Below are 17,146 nucleotides of genomic sequence, written 5' to 3'. Positions count from 1 at the left end.
TGGACGACTTGCGCCTCTTCAAAAAGGAGAGCGCAGCTTCAGCCGCGCGTGAAACAATACGCTGGTCTTTCCGACCAACGCGGTCCCCTGCACCTGCGCGCCATCGGCGGCGTACGACCCGCTGAAGCCGCAAGTGACTTCGCGCCCGCCGAACAGCGGCAGGCTGCCTGCCGATTTCGTGTGCTCGTTGGTGATCAGTTCGCCGCGCCACTTGCCGCGATCTGCGGTGTAAGAGCCCGTGTAATAGAAATACGAGTCACCGCCAGCGATCTTGCCGTCTTGCAGTACGATCACGCCGTGCGCGCGGCCATGGCCGCCGTCCGTCATCTCGATATGAATGGTGTAGAGACCGTTCGTTACCGTCATTGCGCCCTTGCCGCCGTCCCAGGACATCATCGGCATTCCCTGCAGCGCGAAGCAATCAGGAAATGGCCGTACGGCTGGATCGTTTCGCCGCGGCTGTTAACCCCGTTAAGGCCGCCGCGCGCTGCGCGTCACGGGCGCTTTAGCAAATCCACAAACCGTGCCTCGGCTTTTAATATGTTTTTTCAAATGGATAGAGAGCTATCCACAAGTCATTTGACTCATGTGTGCAAAACTAAATAGAGTCGAAATAGTAACTTTTCTGTACAGCATTTAAAAGTTAGCGTTCCCCATGGCTACAGAAAAAGCCGAAACCGACCGCGTTCCCGTGACCTTGGCGCTCTCGACCATCGCGTATATGGAAAAATTGGTGAGACAGGGCACCCACGGCACAAGTGTTCCCGGCGTTGCAAGGACCCTGATCGAGGAAGGCATTCGGCTCGCCATCAAGGATGGGCTGCTTGCGATCCGCGACAACGGCAAGACGTCCTGACGGGAGCAACGCGGCGGTTTTCACAGAATGTGGAACCGAGAAAATGCTTACGAATGTACCGACCTGGACTACCGATCGCGTCGAACTCCTGAAAAGCCATTTTGAAGCCGGCCTCACCTGCCGCGAGATCGCGGCCAGCATCGGCGTCAGCCGTAACGCCGTGATCGGCAAACTCTCGCGCCTGCAATTGACGCGCGGCCCCGCCCCAGCCGAACCGCGTCCGACCAAGGCTGCCAGGGAGCGCTCCAGGAAATCCGTCCCCAGGCTGCAATATCAAGTCCTGCAAGCCGTCTACGAAAACGCGCAGCCGTTACAGGAAGAACCTATCGTAAGCGAACGCCGCTGCTCGCTATACGAACTCAGCAACGAAAGATGCCGCTGGCCGATCAGCACGCCAGGCGCAGAGGACTTCTGCTTTTGCGGCAATACGCCCGTGGAAGGCATGCCCTATTGCTCGGGCCACACCCGCCTCGCCTACCGCCCGGGTTCGCGTCAGCGCATCTCGCGCGCGTGAGCGGCATCAGTTGCCGTGAAGACGCATCAAAAAGCGAAGCTTCGGTTCTGATTCCATCAGAACCGATCGTCCACTACCCGAGTCGCCAGCCGACCTCTTCCGTAAAGCTCTTGTAGAACTCCGGCGTGTAGGCGTTCTCCGGGGCCTGCCGCACCCGCTCATCGAGCTTGTGCGCATCGTCGCCGACGAGAATCCGCCAGCGATCGGCCTTGACGCCGTCGAGGATGATTTTTGCCGCAGCCGCCGCCGTGGTCGGCGCCTCCTCGCGGAAAGAGCGGGCGCGGTCGAGTGCGATCTGCTGGATGTCGTCATCCGACATCGGCGCGGTGTCGATGCCCATGCCCTTCAGGCGCTGCCGTGTCGCCAAAATTTCGTTCGGGCTGAGTTCATCGGATTCCGATCCGCTCTGGATCTTGCGCGAATTGGCAACGATCGAGGTGCCGATATGCCCGGGCATCACGACAGAGCATTTGATGTGCGGGGCGTTGAGCCGCAGATCCGTCATCAACGCTTCGGTGAAGCCTTTCACTGCGAACTTGGCGGCGCTGTAGGCCGTGTGCGAGGCACCCACGCCCACGGATGCCCAGAATCCGTTGACACTCGATGTGTTGATGATGTGTGCCTCCTCGGCCTTCATCAGGAGCGGCAGAAAAGTGCGGACACCGAGATAGACACCGCCCCAGCAGATGTTGAAGGTCCGTTCCCACTGCTCGCGCGTGTTGGTGAACAGACTGCCACCGCCGCCGATGCCGGCATTGTTGAACAACAGATGGATCTTGTCGGTCGCTTGCTGTTCGATCAGCTCGTCACGGAAGCGCTGCAGATGCGCCTCGATCGAGACGTCGGCGACGTGGGTGGTGACGCGCAAGCCCTGCGGCAGCCTTTCCGCCTCGCACAGCCGCTTGGTCTCGGCCATCGCCTCCGGCGAGACATCGCACATCGCGACATTGCAGCCTTCGGCCACGAGCTGACGCGCGAGCTCGCGGCCCATGCCCGTGCCGCCCCCGGTGATCACGGCGAACTTTCCGGCAAAATCCTTCATTGAGACGCTTACCTCGGTTTGCAATTTTTGAGTTGGGGCCCTCATGGCGTGGAGCCCGTGCGGAACGACAGTAACAGGTGGGAGCTGCCGGTAAAGCCGTCCGCGAGACGGGCGGCCCGATTGTGTTGCAGGGCGTTTTCGCGCAGCGGAATTTACTCCGCCGCCTCGCGCGAGCCGCCAAGCGCACCCAATCCCTCCAGCGCCTTCCGGATCGCAGTCTGCTGCGCGGGCGATGCTTCCGGCATCGGCGCGCGGGAGAATGTCGTCGGGAGGCCCTGCAGCGACTGCGCATAGCGCGTGCATGCCGGCAGATTGTCCGAGACGATCGCGTTCCACAGCGTCAGCAGTTTCTTGTGCAGTTCGAGCGCGCGAATGTGGTTGCCTGCCTTGACCACATTCCAGAGTTCGACGGAAGCATGCGGCGCGGCGCTCAGGATCGCCGCGATCGAACCATGCGCGCCGAGCGTGTAGGACGGATACATCAGCGCATCGACGGCACTGTAGATCAATTTGTCCGGCGCCATCATCATGAGGTCGGCAAACAGTTTCAGATCACCCGCGCTCTGCTTGACGCCGACGACCAGCGGCACCTCGTTCATGATCTGGGTCAGTAGTGCCGGCGAGAGGTACGACCACGGCACGACGTTGTAGATGATGATCGGCATACCGGTTTCGTCGGCCATGCGGCGGAAATGGTCGACCATCGCCTGCTCGTCCGGCTTGAACAAATAGTGCACCGGCGTCACCTGTAGCGCTGCGACGTCCATGTCGCGCACCAGTCTGCCGCGACGGATCGCATCGCGGGTGGAATCCACGATGATGCCGGCGATCACGGGCGCGCGCCCTTTCGCGGCCTCCACCGTCGCCGCCACCAGATCCCGATACTCCTCGTGATCGAGCGTATGGCCCTCCCCGGTCGAACCGCCCGCCGCCATGCCGTGGCTGCCGGCCGCGATCAACCAGTCGACCTGCGGAGCAACGAGTTTGAAATCGATCTCGCCGTCTTTCCGGAACGGCGTCGTCATCGGCGGTATCACGCCGGTCGGACGTGCTTTCATGGGTTGACCCTCGCGTTTCGATTCCCTGATAACGGGGTGTATCCCCTTTTCCCGACCTGCCCGCCGGGTTGCGGCAAGCCTATTGAAGGTCGGGACCGCGATCCAGTTGCGGAATTGACACGGCAGGGCATCGGAAATGCCGTGCAAAATTCCTCCGCATGGCACAGTGCCCTGAGGTTGAAGAACCCACAGCCGGCATGCCCAGGGCGCCGCGCGTCTCCGACCGGTTGGATATGTGCAGGTATCGAGCTTGGTTGGATCATGAAGCGCGGGGAATTATTTCGCGGCCCGCGCCGCTTGAACCTTGAGCCCACGGCAGCGACTTACAAACAGGAGGCAGTATCAATAAAAATGAACAGGAGGCCGCCATGACCCAGTGGCGCGATACCATGGTGGATCGACCGGAAACCGATGGTGCGGCCTATTTGACGGGCTGGACAGTCAGCGGAATAGCTGTGTTGGGGACCATTGTTGCCGTCTGGGTTCTCGGCATCTAGCAGCGATCAAAATCGCCACCCGTGAAAGAAATGGTCGGAGCGAAAGGATTTGAACCTTCGACCCCTAGTCTCCCAGACTAGTGCGCTAACCGGGCTGCGCCACGCTCCGATGCCGTTCCATTAGCTGCGATCGGCGCCCGGCGCAAGGCAGGAGAGCGGCCTCATTGCGGCCGACAGACCGGCAGTTCCGCCCGCCCGCTCAGCCGTCCTTCATTGCGTTATCCAGCAATTGCTTGCAGGCGATCAAGTCCTGCAGCACCCGCTCCAGGCGCTCGCGGTCGGCGTCCGATGGTCCCGGCTTGGCCCTCGCAAATGGCAGCAAAATGCCGTCGTCGTCGGTGTCGACGAAGCGGTAATCGATTTCCTTCTCTTCGGTCTCGTAATCCTCGTCGTCGGCTGCGACGGTCGGGATCTCGCCCTCGTCGGGCTCCTGCAGGCTGAGGCCGATCGCTTCCTCGACTGCGCCGAAAGTGACCGCCGAGGTCTGGTCGGCGAGGCCCTGCACCGATTTGATGCCGTGCTCTTTGAGGATCCGCTGCACGCCGCGGATCGTATAGCCCTCGCCGTACAGCAGACGGCGGATGCCCTTCAGCAGATCAACATCGTCCGGGCGGTAGTAACGCCGCCCGCCGCTTCGCTTCATCGGCTTGATCTGGGCGAACCGCGTCTCCCAAAACCGCAGCACGTGTTGGGGAATGTCGAGTTCTTCAGCGACTTCGCTAATGGTGCGAAACGCATCCGGGGCCTTGTCCAAGTGCCAGCTCCTCTCAACTTATTTCGTTGGTGAAGACGCGGTACTCGCCTTGCTACGCGGCCGTGTTACTCGATCTCGCTAGTCGGTCTTCTTAATCGGTCTTGCTTTCGCCATTGCCGGGCGTGTGCCCGTTGATCCGCTGCTTCAGAATAGCGGATGGTTTGAACACCATCACGCGACGCGGCGAGATCGGCACTTCAGTACCGGTCTTCGGATTACGTCCGATACGCTGACCCTTCTTGCGCACCATGAAGGAGCCGAACGACGACAGCTTCACCGTCTCGCCCTTCTCCAGGCAATCGGTAATTTCTTTCAGAACGAGCTCAACAAACGCCGAGGATTCCGTTCGCGAGAGGCCCACCTTCTGGTAGACCGCCTCGCACAAATCGACGCGTGTGACTGTTTTTCCGGTCCCGGTCATCGCCTGCCCCGCACTCTCGGCGAACAAAATTTATTCCCTGAAATTATGAGGTTAGCACGCAATGGTCAACAGCGACCATCATGCAGAAGCATGGAACCGCACTACAATTTTAAACAGCATTTTGGCGCCGCGTCTACCAGCGCACCAGCGCGGAACCCCAGGTGAAGCCGCCGCCCATGGCCTCGAACAGCACCAGATCGCCCTTCTTTACCCGCCCGTCCTTGACGGCAACCGCGAGCGCCAGCGGGATCGACGCAGCCGACGTGTTGCCGTGCAAATCGACGGTCAACACCACCTTCTGCGGCGCAATATGAAGCTTATGCGCCGAAGCATCGATGATTCGCTTATTGGCCTGATGCGGGATGAACCAGTCGATGTCCTCGGCCGTCGTCCCGGTCGCATTGAAGGCATCCACGATCACGTCCGTGATCATGCCGACCGCGTGCTTGAACACTTCGCGGCCCTCCATCCGGAGATGACCGACGGTCTGCGTCGTGGACGGGCCGCCGTCCACGAAGAGCTTCGACTGATGCCGGCCGTCCGAGCGCAGATGGGTCGTGAGCACGCCGCGATCGGAAGGCAAACCCGGCTGGTCCTGCGCTTCCAGTACGACCGCGCCGGCGCCGTCGCCGAACAGCACGCAGGTGCCGCGGTCGTTCCAGTCGAGAATGCGCGAAAACGTCTCCGCACCAACCACCAGCGCGCGCTTGTAGGCGCCGGAGCGCAGGAAATTGTCGGCGGTTGCGAGCGCGAAGACGAAGCCGGAGCACACCGCCTGCAGATCGAAGGCGGCGCCATGATGGATGCCGAGCCCGTTCTGGACTGCAACAGCGGTGGCCGGAAAGGTATTGTCCGGCGTCGAGGTCGCGAGAACGATCAGGTCGATCGCCTGGGCGTCGAGACCGGCATGTTCCAGCGCCGCGCGCGCGGCGTTGATCGCCAGGTGCGAGGTGAACTCGCCTTCGGCCGCGATGTGGCGCTCCCGAATGCCGGTACGCTGCACGATCCACTCGTCCGAAGTATCGATTCGGGCCGCCAGTTCGGCATTGGTCAGCACCTTCTGCGGCAGGTAAGAGCCGCAGCCCAGCACCACCGAACGTTTCGCAGTCACGAGACAGCCTCCTGCGCGGTCGGTGCCAGCGCACTGCCGTCGCTATTTATCATCTGATTGATCTTGGTGAGGAGATCGCAGCGGACCATCTCATAGCCAACATCGACTGCGTAGGCAAAGCCTTCGGCGCTGATTCCGCCATGGCTTTTGACAACCACGCCTTTGAGGCCGAGCAACACACCGCCATTGGATTTGTTCGGGTCGAGCTTGTCCCGCAGCGCCTTGAACGCGCCGCGGGCGAACAGGTAACCGATCCGGGACAGCCAACTGCTCTTCATGGCCTGGCGCAGGAAGTCCGCCATCTGGCGCGCGGTTCCCTCCGCAGCCTTCAGCGCGATGTTGCCGCTAAAACCTTCCGACACGATCACATCGGCCGCGCCCTGGCCGATTCCGTCGCCCTCGACGAAGCCGATATAATTGAGCTGCGACGCGCGCAGCAGCTCGGCCGCCTCGCGGATCTCCTCATGGCCCTTGATCTCCTCGACCCCGATGTTGAGGAGGCCGACGGTAGGCCGTTCCCGGTTCAACAGCACGCTCGCCATTGCGCTGCCCATCACCGCCAGCGCCACGAGATGGTGCGCGTCGCCGCCGATCGTGGCGCCGAGGTCGAGCACGACGGAATCGCCGCGCGCTGTCGGCCACACGCCGGCAATGGCCGGACGATCGATCCCCTGCATGGTGTGCAGATGGAAACGCGCCATCGCCATCAGCGCGCCGGTATTGCCCGCGGAGACCGCGACGTCGGCCTCCTTTCTCTTCACCGCATCGATCGCAAGCCACATCGACGACGTCTTGCGGCCGCGACGCAACGCCTGGCTCGGCTTGTCGTGCATGCTCACAGTGACGTCGGTGTGGATCACGCGCGACGCCTTTTGCAGCGCCGGGTACTTGGCGAGTTGTTCGTCGATCTGCTTGCTGTCGCCGTAAAGCAGAAATTCGCTGTCGGGATGCCGATTCAAAGAAATTGCGGCGCCGGGAATGACGACCGATGCGCCGACATCGCCACCCATGGCGTCAAGCGCGATGCGAACCTTTTGCGGCATGAACGTCCCGGAAACCTGATCTCTTGGCGGCCCTCGTAGAGGCCGGCGGTGCACTGGAATGGCACCATTAGGCGGTGCTCGGCGAAACGCGATACTGCACCTCCGCCGGGCGGCGACAATAGCGTGTCCCCGGCCCGACACAACCTCTTGACCGCCGTCTTTTGGCAAAAGCGAAGCGGTGTGGCCCGAAGTCAAGAATAAGAAATATATTCAGATAATTCAATGCCTTATTTAGGATTCCTGGCGAGATAACGCAGCTACCTCAAACCGAATGCGGCCTCATGGACTACTTTAGCCGCCGGCTACTTGCCTTTGGGCTTCCTGGTGCCGGATTTCCTCGGTGACGCCTTCAACGCCTTGAGCGCCGCGAACGGGTGATCCTCGGGATCGGCGGCTTCAACCATCGGCTCAAATACGGCGCCGGGTTTGCGCGGATATGGATCGACCGCGAGATACAATGCATCGGTGGCAACCCTGCCGAGATCGATGATGCCGTTCTCGATCGGCTCGGGCGGATCGGGCGTCTCGTCATCGCTCTCTTCGGCCTCATCGACCAGCGCGGCCATCTGCGGGACCTGCTCGGGCGGCGCGAAAATCAGATCGATCGGCTCGTCGATGTCGTTCTCGATGTCTTCCAGCGTCACAACGCAGGTCTGCCCGATCCGCGCCCGCACATGGCCGGCCACATGGAAGCGGCCGCCGCTCTTCGGCGTCACGTCGAAGGAAGCCCCCGCCGATAGCACCTCGCGCAAGCCGCCCGTGTCGGCGACGGCTTTGCGGATAGCCTGGTCGGCCTCGATATCACGATGTAGGCCCGTCTCCGGGATCTGCGCCACCGCAACGGGAACACGCCACGGGTCGGGCTTCTCTGTGCCAGTCTTGCTCATTGCTGCGCGCCTGCTTTCTCCGGCGAGGGAAACTTGCCCCGGCCGCTCACCAGCGTCGCCTCGTCGAGGCTGTCGAGGCCCGCCATTGCCGCCTCGGCGTAGGCGGCAAGCAGCCGGGCCTTTTCGATGTTCTCGCCATTCAGGATATTCTTGCACATCGCCTGCGCCAGTGCCTCGCGGCCCTCGGTCAGCGCTAGGTCATAGGCCGCGGTCCGGCCATAGAAGGCTTCGCCGAAGGCCTGCATGCGCTTCGGCACCGCGAGGTCTCCAACCCCCATCTCACGCAGATTATCGTCCATATCGTCGCAAAAATGGTCGAATAGCCCCTGCGACAGCGTCGTACCGCCCTCCACCGACTTCAGCCGCCGCAGGACCAGCCACAAGTGCAGGAGAAGCAGGTCAAAACGGCCGTTAACCGTATCCGGAACCCCAAAGTCCCGATAAAACAACGGTTCTCGCGCCTGCGTCACGATCATGCCATAGATGGCCTCGATGGTGCCGCGCAGCGGCGTCCGGGGTTTCCTGAAGTGATTGAACGGCCAAAGCATTGTGGGTTCCGTACGCGAGCCCTCCCGGGCCGCGCATGTTGCAATCCAGCGTGCTGCCCGGTACGTCAACGCACCGCGCGATGCAAGAGGACGGGCGAATTCCTGAGATGACCGAAATGAGCCACCTGAGCGCCCGCGTGTCCACGCCGCGCCGCCTGACCGCGCGCCGGCGCGGCTTTCGCGCCGCCGCAGCCGTCGCACTGGTCTGCGCCGCTCTCGCCGGATGCACCGGCGAGCAGTTCCAGAAGGGCTACATCCTGCCGCCCAACGCGTTGGAGCAGATTCCGATCGGCGCCAGCCAGGACCAGGTGCTGATCGTGATGGGAACGCCATCCACGGTCGCGACCTTGAACGGCGAGGTGTTTTACTACATCTCGCAGCGCTCCGAGCGCAAAGTCGCGTTCATGAATCAGCAGGTGGTCGACCAGCGCGTGATCGCGATCTATTTCGACAAGAATCGCCAGGTGACGCGGCTCGCCAATTACGGATTGCAGGACGGCAAGATCTTCGACTTCATCAGCCGCACCACGCCGACGTCCGGCCAGGAGCTCAGCTACCTGACGCCGCTGTTCAAGCTACTCAGCTTTAACTAGCGCCAATCGGTTCTGATTGAATCAGAACCAAGCTCCGCACTTTGTCTTTGCGTTGTCGCTAAGCGAACCGCATGCACTTCGCTCGAAAACGTCATAGCGATTTCGCCTGTTCCGCGAGGCGGAAAACCTGTGCCAAGTCGCCCGCTTGCCCTGCATGCGCGCGTTGCCTAGGCTCGCTGCCAATCAATAATGATTCAGCAGGGAGTTAACTTGTGACGATTAGAACTTTTTCTCGCCGCCGTGTGTTGACCGGAGCCGCGGGCATTTCCGCTGCGGCGATCTTGCCGCGCGCGAGTTACGGCTCCGACTGGCGCCCGACCGAGACCGTGCGTCTCATCGTGCCAGCGGCAGCCGGCGGCAGCACCGACGTGATGGGACGGCTGTTGGCCGCACATCTGCAGACCGCCTGGGGCCAGTCCGCGGTCGTGGAAAACCGCTCGGGCGGCGGCGGCACCATCGGCACCGGCGAAGTCGTGCGGGGCAAGGCGGACGGCCATGTCATCCTGGTCGGTAATCCCGGTCCGAATGCGATTGCCTACAGCATCTTCCGCAACATGACCTACAAGGCCGACCAGTTGCAGCCGGTCAGCAACATGATCCGGATTCCGAATATCGTGTCGGCGCATCCGTCGACCGGCATCAAGTCGATCGGCGAATTGATCGCCTACATCAAGGCCAATCCGGACAAGCTCACCTATGCCTCCTCAGGCGTAGGCCAGAGCCCTCACCTCACGGGCGCCTGGTTCCTGCAGCTCACCGGATTGAAGATGGTGCACGTGCCGTTCCGCGGCGCAGGCCCCGCGCTGCAGGCGGCGCTGGCCGGCGATATCCAGATCCTGTTCGACAATCTCTACCCGACGCTGCCGCAGACCCAGGAAGGCAAACTCACCGCGCTCGCCGTCACCACGCCCGAGCGCAGCACACTCGCCCCGAACGTTCCAACGATGCGCGAAAGCGCGCCGGAGCTTTCGAAGTTCGACGTCTCCTCCTGGTTTGGCATCTTCCTGCCGAAGGCCACGCCCGCTCCCGCCGTTGAAGCGCTCAACAAGGAGATCAAGGCGATGCTGGCGCGGGATGACGTCAAGAAGACGATCGGGAAGATGGGCGCGACCGCCGACTGGGGAACGCCACAACAGTTCTCCGATTTCGTGCAGGCCGAGACGGCGAAGTTCGGCGAGATCATCAAGCGCGAAGGCCTGCAGATGGATGCAGGCTGAGCGCCAGACGTCTCATCCAAAATCAAAGCCCCGCGGCTTTCACCGCGGGGTTCTTTTTCGATCAGCTTGTCGCCGCTCACTGCGTCAGGATCGCCAGTGGCCACTCACGGGACCCGCTCGTCCATCTCCGGCCGCATCACCACGCTCTCCTGCGCAGTCGCCTCACTACGCGATCCGACGAAGACCGACGGCGTGGCGGCGCGATTAACCGCAACGTGCAGGACGCCCGCCGGAATATAGATGTAGTCACCGGGGTGCACCTTTTCACAGTGCTGTAGCTGGTCGCCGGTCCAGATCTCCAGCTCGTCTCCGCTCATCATGTAGAGCGCCGTCTCATGATGCTCGTGGACATGGGCTTTGGTGCGTCGGCCGGCTGGCAGGGTGATAATACCGAGCCAAATCATCTTCGAGCCGACAGTCTCCGCACTGATCCCCGGCTGATAGTCAGAACCCTGCTCGGCGCGGTAGCTGGCACTTCCCTTCACGACGAACCCCTTCCCGCCAGCTCCCGAGTCCACGCCGTGCCGTTCCCGTACGATCATGTTGCTCATTTTCATCTCTCCGGTTCGGGTTTTTACCCAACATGCGCAAGATCACTCGTCTGGACGGCCGGAGTCTCAAAGATCGGTCCGAAAAATTCCAAATTCTTCCAAAGCCCGGTAAGCTCGCCGCATGCCCAGTGCGCCCTTCACGTTTGGCCCATTCATGCTTGATATGGATCGCGGAATGCTGTCGCGGGACGGCCGACCGGTCGCGGTCGGCCAAAAGGGCCTCCTCCTGCTGCAGGCTTTCCTGCAGTCGCCCGGCAAAATCCTCGGCAAAGCGAGCCTGATGGACGTTGCCTGGCCTGGCGTCGCCGTGGAGGAAAGCAACCTATCAGTCCAGATCGCGGCGCTGCGCAAGCTGCTCGGCACCGCCCATGACGGCGCTGAATGGATCACTACCGTTCCGCGTGTCGGCTACCGGTTTGCTGGACCGGTCGCTTCTCGGGCGCAGAGCGCCACGCCGCAGCGCGCTGAGAGCAACGCCCAGTCGCGCCCCTCTATCGCGGTTCTGCCTTTCGGCATCATTGGCGAAGCCGACAAGGAATATCTCGCCGATGGGCTGACCGAAGATATCATCACGGCGCTATCCCGGTTTCGCTGGTTCCGAGTCATCGGGCGCGGTTCTGCCTTTATCTTCAAGGGCAAACAGATGGACGCACTGCAAGCTGCTCGCGAGCTTGGCGCGCGTTACGTGCTGCAGGGAAGCGTTCGCCAGTCCGCGCTGCGGCTGCGCATTACGGCGCAATTCATCGACGCGAGCGATGGTAGCAATGTATGGGCAGAGCGCTACGACCTTGAGATGGCCGATGTCTTTGCGATCCAGGACGAGATCGCCGAGCGGGTCGCGGGTGCGATCGAGCCCGAGCTTCTCAAAAGCGAATCCTACGTTGCGGCCATGCGGCATACCGGCAACATGACCGCGTGGGACCTGGTGCGTCGGGGAATGTGGCATTTCCACAAGGTCACCCGGGACGGCCACCTGGCGGCGCGGGCCCTCTTTCGCCACGCTTGTACAATCGACCCGGACTTGCCGGAATCACACATCTGGCTCGGGCGCGTCAGCGCCGGGATAATCGCGTACGGCTGGAGCGACGCGCCCGGCGCGGACAGCAAGGAAGGCGTGGATGCCGCGGCGCACGCGATAGCACTCGATCCGAGAGATCCGTATGCGCACTACGCCTTCGCTATTGCCAATGCATACAGCAATGCGCCGCTGGTGGCTGTGTCGGCAGCCGAGAAAGCGATCGCATTGAGCTCAAGCTTCGCATTGGGACATCTGGTTCTCGGCCTGGCCCGTCTGTTCGCGGGCCTGGCGCGAGAGGCAATCGAACCGCTTGAGCATGGTCTGGCGTTAAATCCGAACGATCCGCAAAATCTCACTTGGTACAATCTGCTCGCCTATGCACAGCTTCTCGCCGGAGAAGCTGAGCGTGCCCTTGCGACCGCCAACACGGTGCTCGCCATTCGCCCGACGTTTCGTCCTACACTGGAAACGCTCGCATGCTGCCATGTCGCGCTCGGCAAGGTCGACGATGCACGCCGCTGCGCAAGCCGCATGAACGATTTGACAGGGCCCGAGAGTCATTTCCTCGCGCCGCTAAAGCAACTGCATCCAGAATGGGACGAGCAGATATCGCAGATGCTCGACCGGGCTCGCGCATGAAAAACCCCGCGGCTTGCACCGCGGGGTTTTCGTTTTGATCAGCCTCGCCCCGGATCAGTGCGCCAGGATCGCCAGCAGCAGCAGCGCCACGATGTTGGTGATCTTGATCATCGGGTTGACCGCGGGACCCGCCGTATCCTTGTAGGGATCGCCGACGGTGTCACCGGTCACTGCGGCCTTGTGGGCGTCCGATCCCTTGCCGCCGAAATGGCCATCCTCGATGTACTTCTTGGCGTTGTCCCAGGCGCCGCCGCCTGAGGTCATCGAGATCGCCACGAACAGGCCGGTCACGATCACGCCGAGCAGCATAGCGCCGACGGCGGAGAACGCCGCCGACTTACCGGCCGCGCCGCCACCCGCGATCGCGTAGATCGCGAAATAGACGAAGATCGGCGACAGCACCGGCAGCAGCGACGGAATGATCATTTCCTTGATCGCCGCCTTGGTCAGCAGGTCGACCGCCTTGCCGTAGTCCGGCTTGTCGGTGCCCTGCATGATGCCGGGCTTTTCGCGGAACTGGCGCCGCACTTCCTCGACGATCGCGCCCGCCGCACGGCCGACCGCCGTCATGCCGAGCGCGCCAAACAGGTACGGCAGCAGGCCGCCGAACAAGAGGCCGACCACCACGTAGGGATTGTTGAGCGAGAAGTCGGGCAGCACGCCCTGGAAGTACGGAAACTTCGCGGTATTGGCGATGAAGAACTTGAGGTCTTCATTGTAGGCCGCAAACAGCACCAGCGCGCCGAGACCGGCGGAGCCGATCGCGTAGCCCTTGGTGACCGCCTTGGTGGTGTTGCCGACCGCATCCAGCGCGTCGGTCGACTTGCGAACTTCCTTCGGCAGGCCGGCCATTTCGGCAATGCCGCCGGCGTTGTCCGTAACCGGACCGAAGGCGTCGAGGGCCACGATCATGCCGGCCAGCGCCAGCATCGTCGCGGTGGCAATCGCGATGCCGAACAGGCCGGCAAGGCTGTAGGTGATGAGAATGCCGGCGATGATGACCATCGCGGGCATCGCGGTGGATTCCATCGAGATCGCCAGACCCTGGATCACGTTGGTGCCATGGCCCGTGACCGAGGACGAAGCGATCGACTTCACCGGGCGATAATCGGTACCGGTGTAGTATTCGGTGATCCAGATGATCAGGCCGGTGACGGCGAGACCAACGACGCCGCATTGGAACAGCGCCATGCCGGTGTATTTCACGCCCTCCAGCGGACCGAAACCGATCAGCCAGTGGATCACGGCGGCAACGCCGAGCAGCGACAGGACGCCGGTTGCGATCAGGCCCTTGTACAGCGCCCCCATGATCGACTGGCTGGCCCCGAGCTTGACGAAAAAGGTTCCGATGATCGAGGTGATGATGCAGATGCCGCCGATGGCGAGCGGCAGGGTCATCATGTTCACCAGCAGCGGCGAGGTCGCGAAGAAGATCGCGGCGAGCACCATGGTGGCGACGGCGGTCACCGCATAGGTCTCGAACAGGTCGGCCGCCATGCCGGCGCAGTCACCGACGTTGTCGCCGACGTTGTCGGCGATGGTCGCCGGGTTGCGCGGATCGTCTTCGGGAATACCGGCTTCCACCTTGCCGACAAGGTCGCCGCCGACGTCGGCGCCCTTGGTGAAGATGCCGCCGCCGAGACGGGCGAAGATCGAGATCAGCGAGGCGCCGAAGCCGAGCGCTACCAGCGCGTCGACGACGACGCGATCGTTGGCCTTCAGCCCCATGATCTGGGTGAGATAGGCGAAGTAGATGGTGACGCCGAGCAACGCGAGACCGGCCACCAGAAGACCGGTGATCGCACCCGCCTTGAAGGCCAGTTCGAGGCCGCCGGCCAGCGAAGTGGTCGCCGCCTGGGCGGTGCGTACGTTGGCGCGAACCGAGACGTTCATGCCGATGAAGCCGGCAGCACCCGACAGCACCGCGCCGATCAGGAAGCCGATCGCAACCAGCATGCCGAGGAAGTAGGCCAGCAGCGCGAAGATCACGACGCCGACCATGGCGATCGTCATGTATTGGCGGCGCAGATAGGCCTGCGCGCCTTCAGCGACAGCCGCCGCGATTTCCTGCATGCGCGGATTGCCGGCGTCCGATTTCAGAACGGAAGACGTGGCCCAGATGGCGTAGACAATCGAAAGCGCTCCGCAGAGCACAATCACCCACAATGCTGTCATCGAATTTGCCTCAGTTTTTTGTTCGTTCCACCCCCGCGCCGTCACCGCGGTCGCGGCGGACGCACAAAAAGGAGGCCTTCCCTGCCCAGAAGGGCGGCCTCAAATCGGGCGGGACCATGCCAAAATCGCCCCTCCGGCGCAATGTCACGAAGGGCGAAAACCGTCGATTTTTGAAAGGTGTCACCCGGAATACGTCCAGCCAACTGGCGCCCGGGGGGCATCGGGTATTCGGCCCGGCCCAAATAGAAGAGCCCGCTCAACCCCGGGAGGGATCGAGCGGGCTCACGAGCCATTCCAGTACATCCGTGAAACGACCGTTTCGAGGCCTTAGACCAGCGACAGGTTTTCCGCGCTTACCTTGCCCCGCATCTTGTCGGTCTTGAGTTCGAACTGAACCTTCTGACCTTCGGCCAGCCCGCCAAGGCCGGCGCGCTCGACGGCGGAGATGTGCACGAACACATCCTTGCTGCCATCGCTCGGCTCAATGAAACCGAAACCCTTTTGACCGTTGAACCACTTCACTGTTCCTGTAGCCATTTTCTCTTCTCCAAAGCACATAGGCTTTTCATTCCGCGCGGCGATCGCACGGATTCAAATCCAATCTCGACGATGTCTCTGGAAAGAAGCCCCGTGGGGCGCGTTCAAAAAGGCACGGCGGTAATCGAATGCGCTACAACCTATAGGTTTTCAGCGAAATTGCAATGGCCGGCAGGAAATAAAGCCGACGGCATTATGCGATGCCTTCAGAAATGGCTGTAGGACAGCCGTTCCAAGGCGATTTCCTTGCCCTCCTTGTCGACGAACTTCGGAACTGCACTCCCTGCGACGATCGTTCCAATGGAACTAAGCGCAACCCCTGCGCGCTCCGCGGCAGCTTCGAAGGCTTCAACACGCTCTTCCGGAATCGTGCAGAGGATTTCGTAATCGTCGCCACTGGCGATCAATGTTTCCAGTCCGACAATGCCGCGCGACACCAACCCCCGCGCTGCGCCGGACAACGGCACCTGCGCCAGATCGATCACGGCGGATACGCCTGACACGCTGCAGAGCTTTGTCAGATCGCCCGCCAATCCATCCGAGACGTCCATCGAAGCACTGGCGTATTCGCGAACGATCTCGGCCATTGCCACGCGCGGCTGCGGGACGCGATAGCGCCCGACCAGCATCTCCCGCGCGGCCGTATCGGCGGCGGCATGCACCTTCCCTCCGCGGAGGATAGCCAGCCCCAGCCCGGCGTCTCCGATCGTGCCCGTCACCATCACGCGCTCGCCGGGCTTGGCGCCGCTGCGATGGACCATTTTTCCCGACGGCACGCGGCCGAATGCGGTGACCGACACCATCGGCGGTCCCGGCGTCGACACCGTATCGCCGCCGAGCAGCGGACATGCGAACTGCCGGATGTCCTCGCCCAGCGCCGCCGCGAACGGTTGTAGCCAGCCCTCATCCACGCTGCGGAGCGCCAGCGTCAGCACAAAGCTGGCCGGCGTCGCGCCCTTCGCGGCGAGATCGCTGAGGTTCACCCGCAGCGCCTTGCGCGCGACCGCATCGGGCGGATCATCGGGCAGGAAATGCACGCCCTCGACAATTGCATCCGTCGTCACCACGATGTCATCGCCCGATGGCTTCAGCACCGCAGCGTCGTCGTCGAGACGGAAGGCGCCGGGGTCGGTTGCAAGCGGCCGGAAATAGCGCGCGATCAGCGCCTCCTCGCCGGACACTGGTTTGCCGCTAGCCACGCGTGAACTCGTCGGCGCGGAACTGGCGCGCGATCTGGTCGAGCACGGCGTTGACCATGCCGGTCTCGTCCTTTTCGACGAAGGCATGGGCGACGTCGACATATTCTGAGACGACCACGCGGCCCGGCACGTCCTTGCGATGCTCGAGCTCGTAGGAGCCGGCGCGCAGCACCGCGCGCAAAATCGCGTCGATCCGCTTCAAGGACCAGCCCTTCTGCAGCGCGTCGTCGATCAGAGGATCGAGCCTCGCCTGGTCGCGGACCACGCCTGACACCACGTCGCGGAAGAATGCAGCTTCCGCCGGCAGGTATTTCTCGCCCTCGACCTCGTTGCCGAGCCAGTGGCTTTCAAACTCGGCGAAGATGTCGTTGATCCCGGCGCCTGCGATGTCCATCTGGTACAGCGCCTGCACGGCCGCGAGCCGCGCCGCGCCGCGGCGGTTGGCTTTCTTGTCGGGAGTTTTGGCGGGCTTCTTCTCTGCCATCG

At 62.5% G+C, this 17,146-nt stretch carries 20 protein-coding genes and 1 tRNA gene; 6 read left to right on the top strand and 15 right to left on the bottom strand.

The genetic code is table 11. The features are described 5' to 3' along the window. Positions 1-18: 18 nt before the first annotated feature. Positions 19-396, bottom strand: coding sequence for a GrlR family regulatory protein (locus YUO_RS0101600; RefSeq protein ID WP_028345719.1), 378 nt, complete (start codon positions 394-396; stop codon positions 19-21). 259 nt (positions 397-655) lie between these two features. Here YUO_RS0101600 and YUO_RS0101595 point away from each other — a divergent pair, with 259 nt between their 5' ends. Next, entirely contained in the window at positions 656-856 is a 201-nt protein-coding gene (locus tag YUO_RS0101595; RefSeq protein WP_028345718.1) for a hypothetical protein, read from the top strand. A 43-nt stretch (positions 857-899) separates the two neighbouring features. Beyond that, positions 900-1,370 carry a GcrA family cell cycle regulator gene (locus YUO_RS0101590; RefSeq protein WP_028345717.1) on the top strand — a complete coding sequence of 157 codons (471 nt, stop codon included), beginning with the start codon at positions 900-902 and terminating at the stop codon, positions 1,368-1,370. 73 nt (positions 1,371-1,443) lie between these two features. Here the strand turns inward: YUO_RS0101590 and YUO_RS0101585 are convergent, their stop codons facing one another. Continuing rightward, positions 1,444-2,412, bottom strand: a complete 969-nt coding sequence (locus tag YUO_RS0101585; protein ID WP_028345716.1) for an SDR family oxidoreductase — start codon at positions 2,410-2,412, stop codon at positions 1,444-1,446. A gap of 152 nt (positions 2,413-2,564) precedes the next feature. After that, positions 2,565-3,470: a dihydrodipicolinate synthase family protein gene (locus YUO_RS0101580; protein ID WP_028345715.1), complete on the bottom strand. Its 906-nt coding sequence runs from the start codon at positions 3,468-3,470 to the stop codon at positions 2,565-2,567. 368 nt (positions 3,471-3,838) lie between these two features. On the opposite strand from YUO_RS0101580, the gene YUO_RS48430 reads away from it, so the two are divergent. After that, positions 3,839-3,967: a hypothetical protein gene (locus tag YUO_RS48430; RefSeq protein ID WP_256441605.1), complete on the top strand. Its 129-nt coding sequence runs from the start codon at positions 3,839-3,841 to the stop codon at positions 3,965-3,967. Between the two features lie 31 nt (positions 3,968-3,998). Here the strand turns inward: YUO_RS48430 and YUO_RS0101575 are convergent. The 7 genes from YUO_RS0101575 to YUO_RS0101545 all read right to left on the bottom strand — a co-directional run bounded on the left by YUO_RS0101575 (position 3,999) and on the right by YUO_RS0101545 (position 8,731). Next, positions 3,999-4,076: transfer RNA gene (locus YUO_RS0101575), tRNA-Pro, on the bottom strand. A gap of 90 nt (positions 4,077-4,166) precedes the next feature. After that, positions 4,167-4,721 carry a MerR family transcriptional regulator gene (locus tag YUO_RS0101570; RefSeq protein ID WP_028345714.1) on the bottom strand — a complete coding sequence of 185 codons (555 nt, stop codon included), beginning with the start codon at positions 4,719-4,721 and terminating at the stop codon, positions 4,167-4,169. Positions 4,722-4,812: 91 nt separating this feature from the next. Further along, positions 4,813-5,142 (bottom strand): integration host factor subunit alpha, encoded by a 330-nt coding sequence (locus tag YUO_RS0101565; RefSeq protein WP_028345713.1) that lies wholly within the window; start codon positions 5,140-5,142, stop codon positions 4,813-4,815. A 133-nt stretch (positions 5,143-5,275) separates the two neighbouring features. Then, on the bottom strand, positions 5,276-6,253 hold the full coding sequence (locus YUO_RS0101560; RefSeq protein WP_028345712.1) for a beta-ketoacyl-ACP synthase III: 978 nt from the start codon (positions 6,251-6,253) through the stop codon (positions 5,276-5,278). Beyond that, positions 6,250-7,296: a phosphate acyltransferase PlsX gene (gene plsX, locus YUO_RS0101555; protein WP_028345711.1), complete on the bottom strand. Its 1,047-nt coding sequence runs from the start codon at positions 7,294-7,296 to the stop codon at positions 6,250-6,252. The genes YUO_RS0101560 and plsX overlap by 4 nt, the downstream gene beginning before the upstream one ends. A gap of 302 nt (positions 7,297-7,598) precedes the next feature. After that, positions 7,599-8,183, bottom strand: a complete 585-nt coding sequence (locus YUO_RS0101550) for a YceD family protein (RefSeq protein ID WP_028345710.1) — start codon at positions 8,181-8,183, stop codon at positions 7,599-7,601. Then, positions 8,180-8,731 carry a ubiquinol-cytochrome C chaperone family protein gene (locus tag YUO_RS0101545; protein WP_028345709.1) on the bottom strand — a complete coding sequence of 184 codons (552 nt, stop codon included), beginning with the start codon at positions 8,729-8,731 and terminating at the stop codon, positions 8,180-8,182. The genes YUO_RS0101550 and YUO_RS0101545 overlap by 4 nt, the downstream gene beginning before the upstream one ends. A gap of 116 nt (positions 8,732-8,847) precedes the next feature. Here YUO_RS0101545 and YUO_RS0101540 point away from each other — a divergent pair, with 116 nt between their 5' ends. Further along, positions 8,848-9,324: an outer membrane protein assembly factor BamE gene (locus YUO_RS0101540; RefSeq protein WP_235782603.1), complete on the top strand. Its 477-nt coding sequence runs from the start codon at positions 8,848-8,850 to the stop codon at positions 9,322-9,324. Between the two features lie 212 nt (positions 9,325-9,536). After that, entirely contained in the window at positions 9,537-10,541 is a 1,005-nt protein-coding gene (locus YUO_RS0101535) for a Bug family tripartite tricarboxylate transporter substrate binding protein (protein WP_035725741.1), read from the top strand. Positions 10,542-10,645: 104 nt separating this feature from the next. Here the strand turns inward: YUO_RS0101535 and YUO_RS0101530 are convergent, their stop codons facing one another. Then, positions 10,646-11,083, bottom strand: a complete 438-nt coding sequence (locus YUO_RS0101530) for a cupin domain-containing protein (protein ID WP_156908510.1) — start codon at positions 11,081-11,083, stop codon at positions 10,646-10,648. Positions 11,084-11,267: 184 nt separating this feature from the next. Here YUO_RS0101530 and YUO_RS0101525 point away from each other — a divergent pair, with 184 nt between their 5' ends. Then, positions 11,268-12,749, top strand: coding sequence for a winged helix-turn-helix domain-containing tetratricopeptide repeat protein (locus tag YUO_RS0101525; RefSeq protein WP_235782602.1), 1,482 nt, complete (start codon positions 11,268-11,270; stop codon positions 12,747-12,749). A 54-nt stretch (positions 12,750-12,803) separates the two neighbouring features. On the opposite strand, the gene YUO_RS0101520 is transcribed toward YUO_RS0101525, so the two are convergent. The 4 genes from YUO_RS0101520 to nusB form a co-directional block, all read right to left on the bottom strand. Beyond that, positions 12,804-14,924 carry a sodium-translocating pyrophosphatase gene (locus YUO_RS0101520; RefSeq protein ID WP_028345704.1) on the bottom strand — a complete coding sequence of 707 codons (2,121 nt, stop codon included), beginning with the start codon at positions 14,922-14,924 and terminating at the stop codon, positions 12,804-12,806. A 327-nt stretch (positions 14,925-15,251) separates the two neighbouring features. Beyond that, positions 15,252-15,461 (bottom strand): cold-shock protein, encoded by a 210-nt coding sequence (locus YUO_RS0101515; protein ID WP_028345703.1) that lies wholly within the window; start codon positions 15,459-15,461, stop codon positions 15,252-15,254. 206 nt (positions 15,462-15,667) lie between these two features. Then, on the bottom strand, positions 15,668-16,660 hold the full coding sequence (gene thiL, locus YUO_RS0101510; protein WP_028345702.1) for a thiamine-phosphate kinase: 993 nt from the start codon (positions 16,658-16,660) through the stop codon (positions 15,668-15,670). Continuing rightward, positions 16,653-17,144, bottom strand: a complete 492-nt coding sequence (nusB, locus tag YUO_RS0101505; RefSeq protein ID WP_028345701.1) for a transcription antitermination factor NusB — start codon at positions 17,142-17,144, stop codon at positions 16,653-16,655. The genes thiL and nusB overlap by 8 nt, the downstream gene beginning before the upstream one ends. Positions 17,145-17,146: the final 2 nt, after the last annotated feature.

Source organism: Bradyrhizobium murdochi (genome assembly GCF_000472965.1).
GTDB lineage: Bacteria > Pseudomonadota > Alphaproteobacteria > Rhizobiales > Xanthobacteraceae > Bradyrhizobium > Bradyrhizobium murdochi.
Note: the sequence above shows the minus strand (reverse complement) of the source record. Positions and strands in the feature narration are given on the sequence as shown.

Coding starts and splice junctions, on each gene's coding strand:
- YUO_RS0101600 (WP_028345719.1), bottom strand. CDS start 396: ATGATGTCCTGGGACGGCGGCAAGGGCGCAATGACGGTAACGAACGGT.
- YUO_RS0101595 (WP_028345718.1), top strand. CDS start 656: ATGGCTACAGAAAAAGCCGAAACCGACCGCGTTCCCGTGACCTTGGCG.
- YUO_RS0101590 (WP_028345717.1), top strand. CDS start 900: ATGCTTACGAATGTACCGACCTGGACTACCGATCGCGTCGAACTCCTG.
- YUO_RS0101585 (WP_028345716.1), bottom strand. CDS start 2,412: ATGAAGGATTTTGCCGGAAAGTTCGCCGTGATCACCGGGGGCGGCACG.
- YUO_RS0101580 (WP_028345715.1), bottom strand. CDS start 3,470: ATGAAAGCACGTCCGACCGGCGTGATACCGCCGATGACGACGCCGTTC.
- YUO_RS48430 (WP_256441605.1), top strand. CDS start 3,839: ATGACCCAGTGGCGCGATACCATGGTGGATCGACCGGAAACCGATGGT.
- YUO_RS0101565 (WP_028345713.1), bottom strand. CDS start 5,142: ATGACCGGGACCGGAAAAACAGTCACACGCGTCGATTTGTGCGAGGCG.
- plsX (WP_028345711.1), bottom strand. CDS start 7,296: ATGCCGCAAAAGGTTCGCATCGCGCTTGACGCCATGGGTGGCGATGTC.
- YUO_RS0101550 (WP_028345710.1), bottom strand. CDS start 8,183: ATGAGCAAGACTGGCACAGAGAAGCCCGACCCGTGGCGTGTTCCCGTT.
- YUO_RS0101545 (WP_028345709.1), bottom strand. CDS start 8,731: ATGCTTTGGCCGTTCAATCACTTCAGGAAACCCCGGACGCCGCTGCGC.
- YUO_RS0101540 (WP_235782603.1), top strand. CDS start 8,848: ATGAGCCACCTGAGCGCCCGCGTGTCCACGCCGCGCCGCCTGACCGCG.
- YUO_RS0101530 (WP_156908510.1), bottom strand. CDS start 11,083: ATGATCGTACGGGAACGGCACGGCGTGGACTCGGGAGCTGGCGGGAAG.
- YUO_RS0101525 (WP_235782602.1), top strand. CDS start 11,268: ATGCTGTCGCGGGACGGCCGACCGGTCGCGGTCGGCCAAAAGGGCCTC.
- YUO_RS0101520 (WP_028345704.1), bottom strand. CDS start 14,924: ATGACAGCATTGTGGGTGATTGTGCTCTGCGGAGCGCTTTCGATTGTC.
- YUO_RS0101515 (WP_028345703.1), bottom strand. CDS start 15,461: ATGGCTACAGGAACAGTGAAGTGGTTCAACGGTCAAAAGGGTTTCGGT.
- nusB (WP_028345701.1), bottom strand. CDS start 17,144: ATGGCAGAGAAGAAGCCCGCCAAAACTCCCGACAAGAAAGCCAACCGC.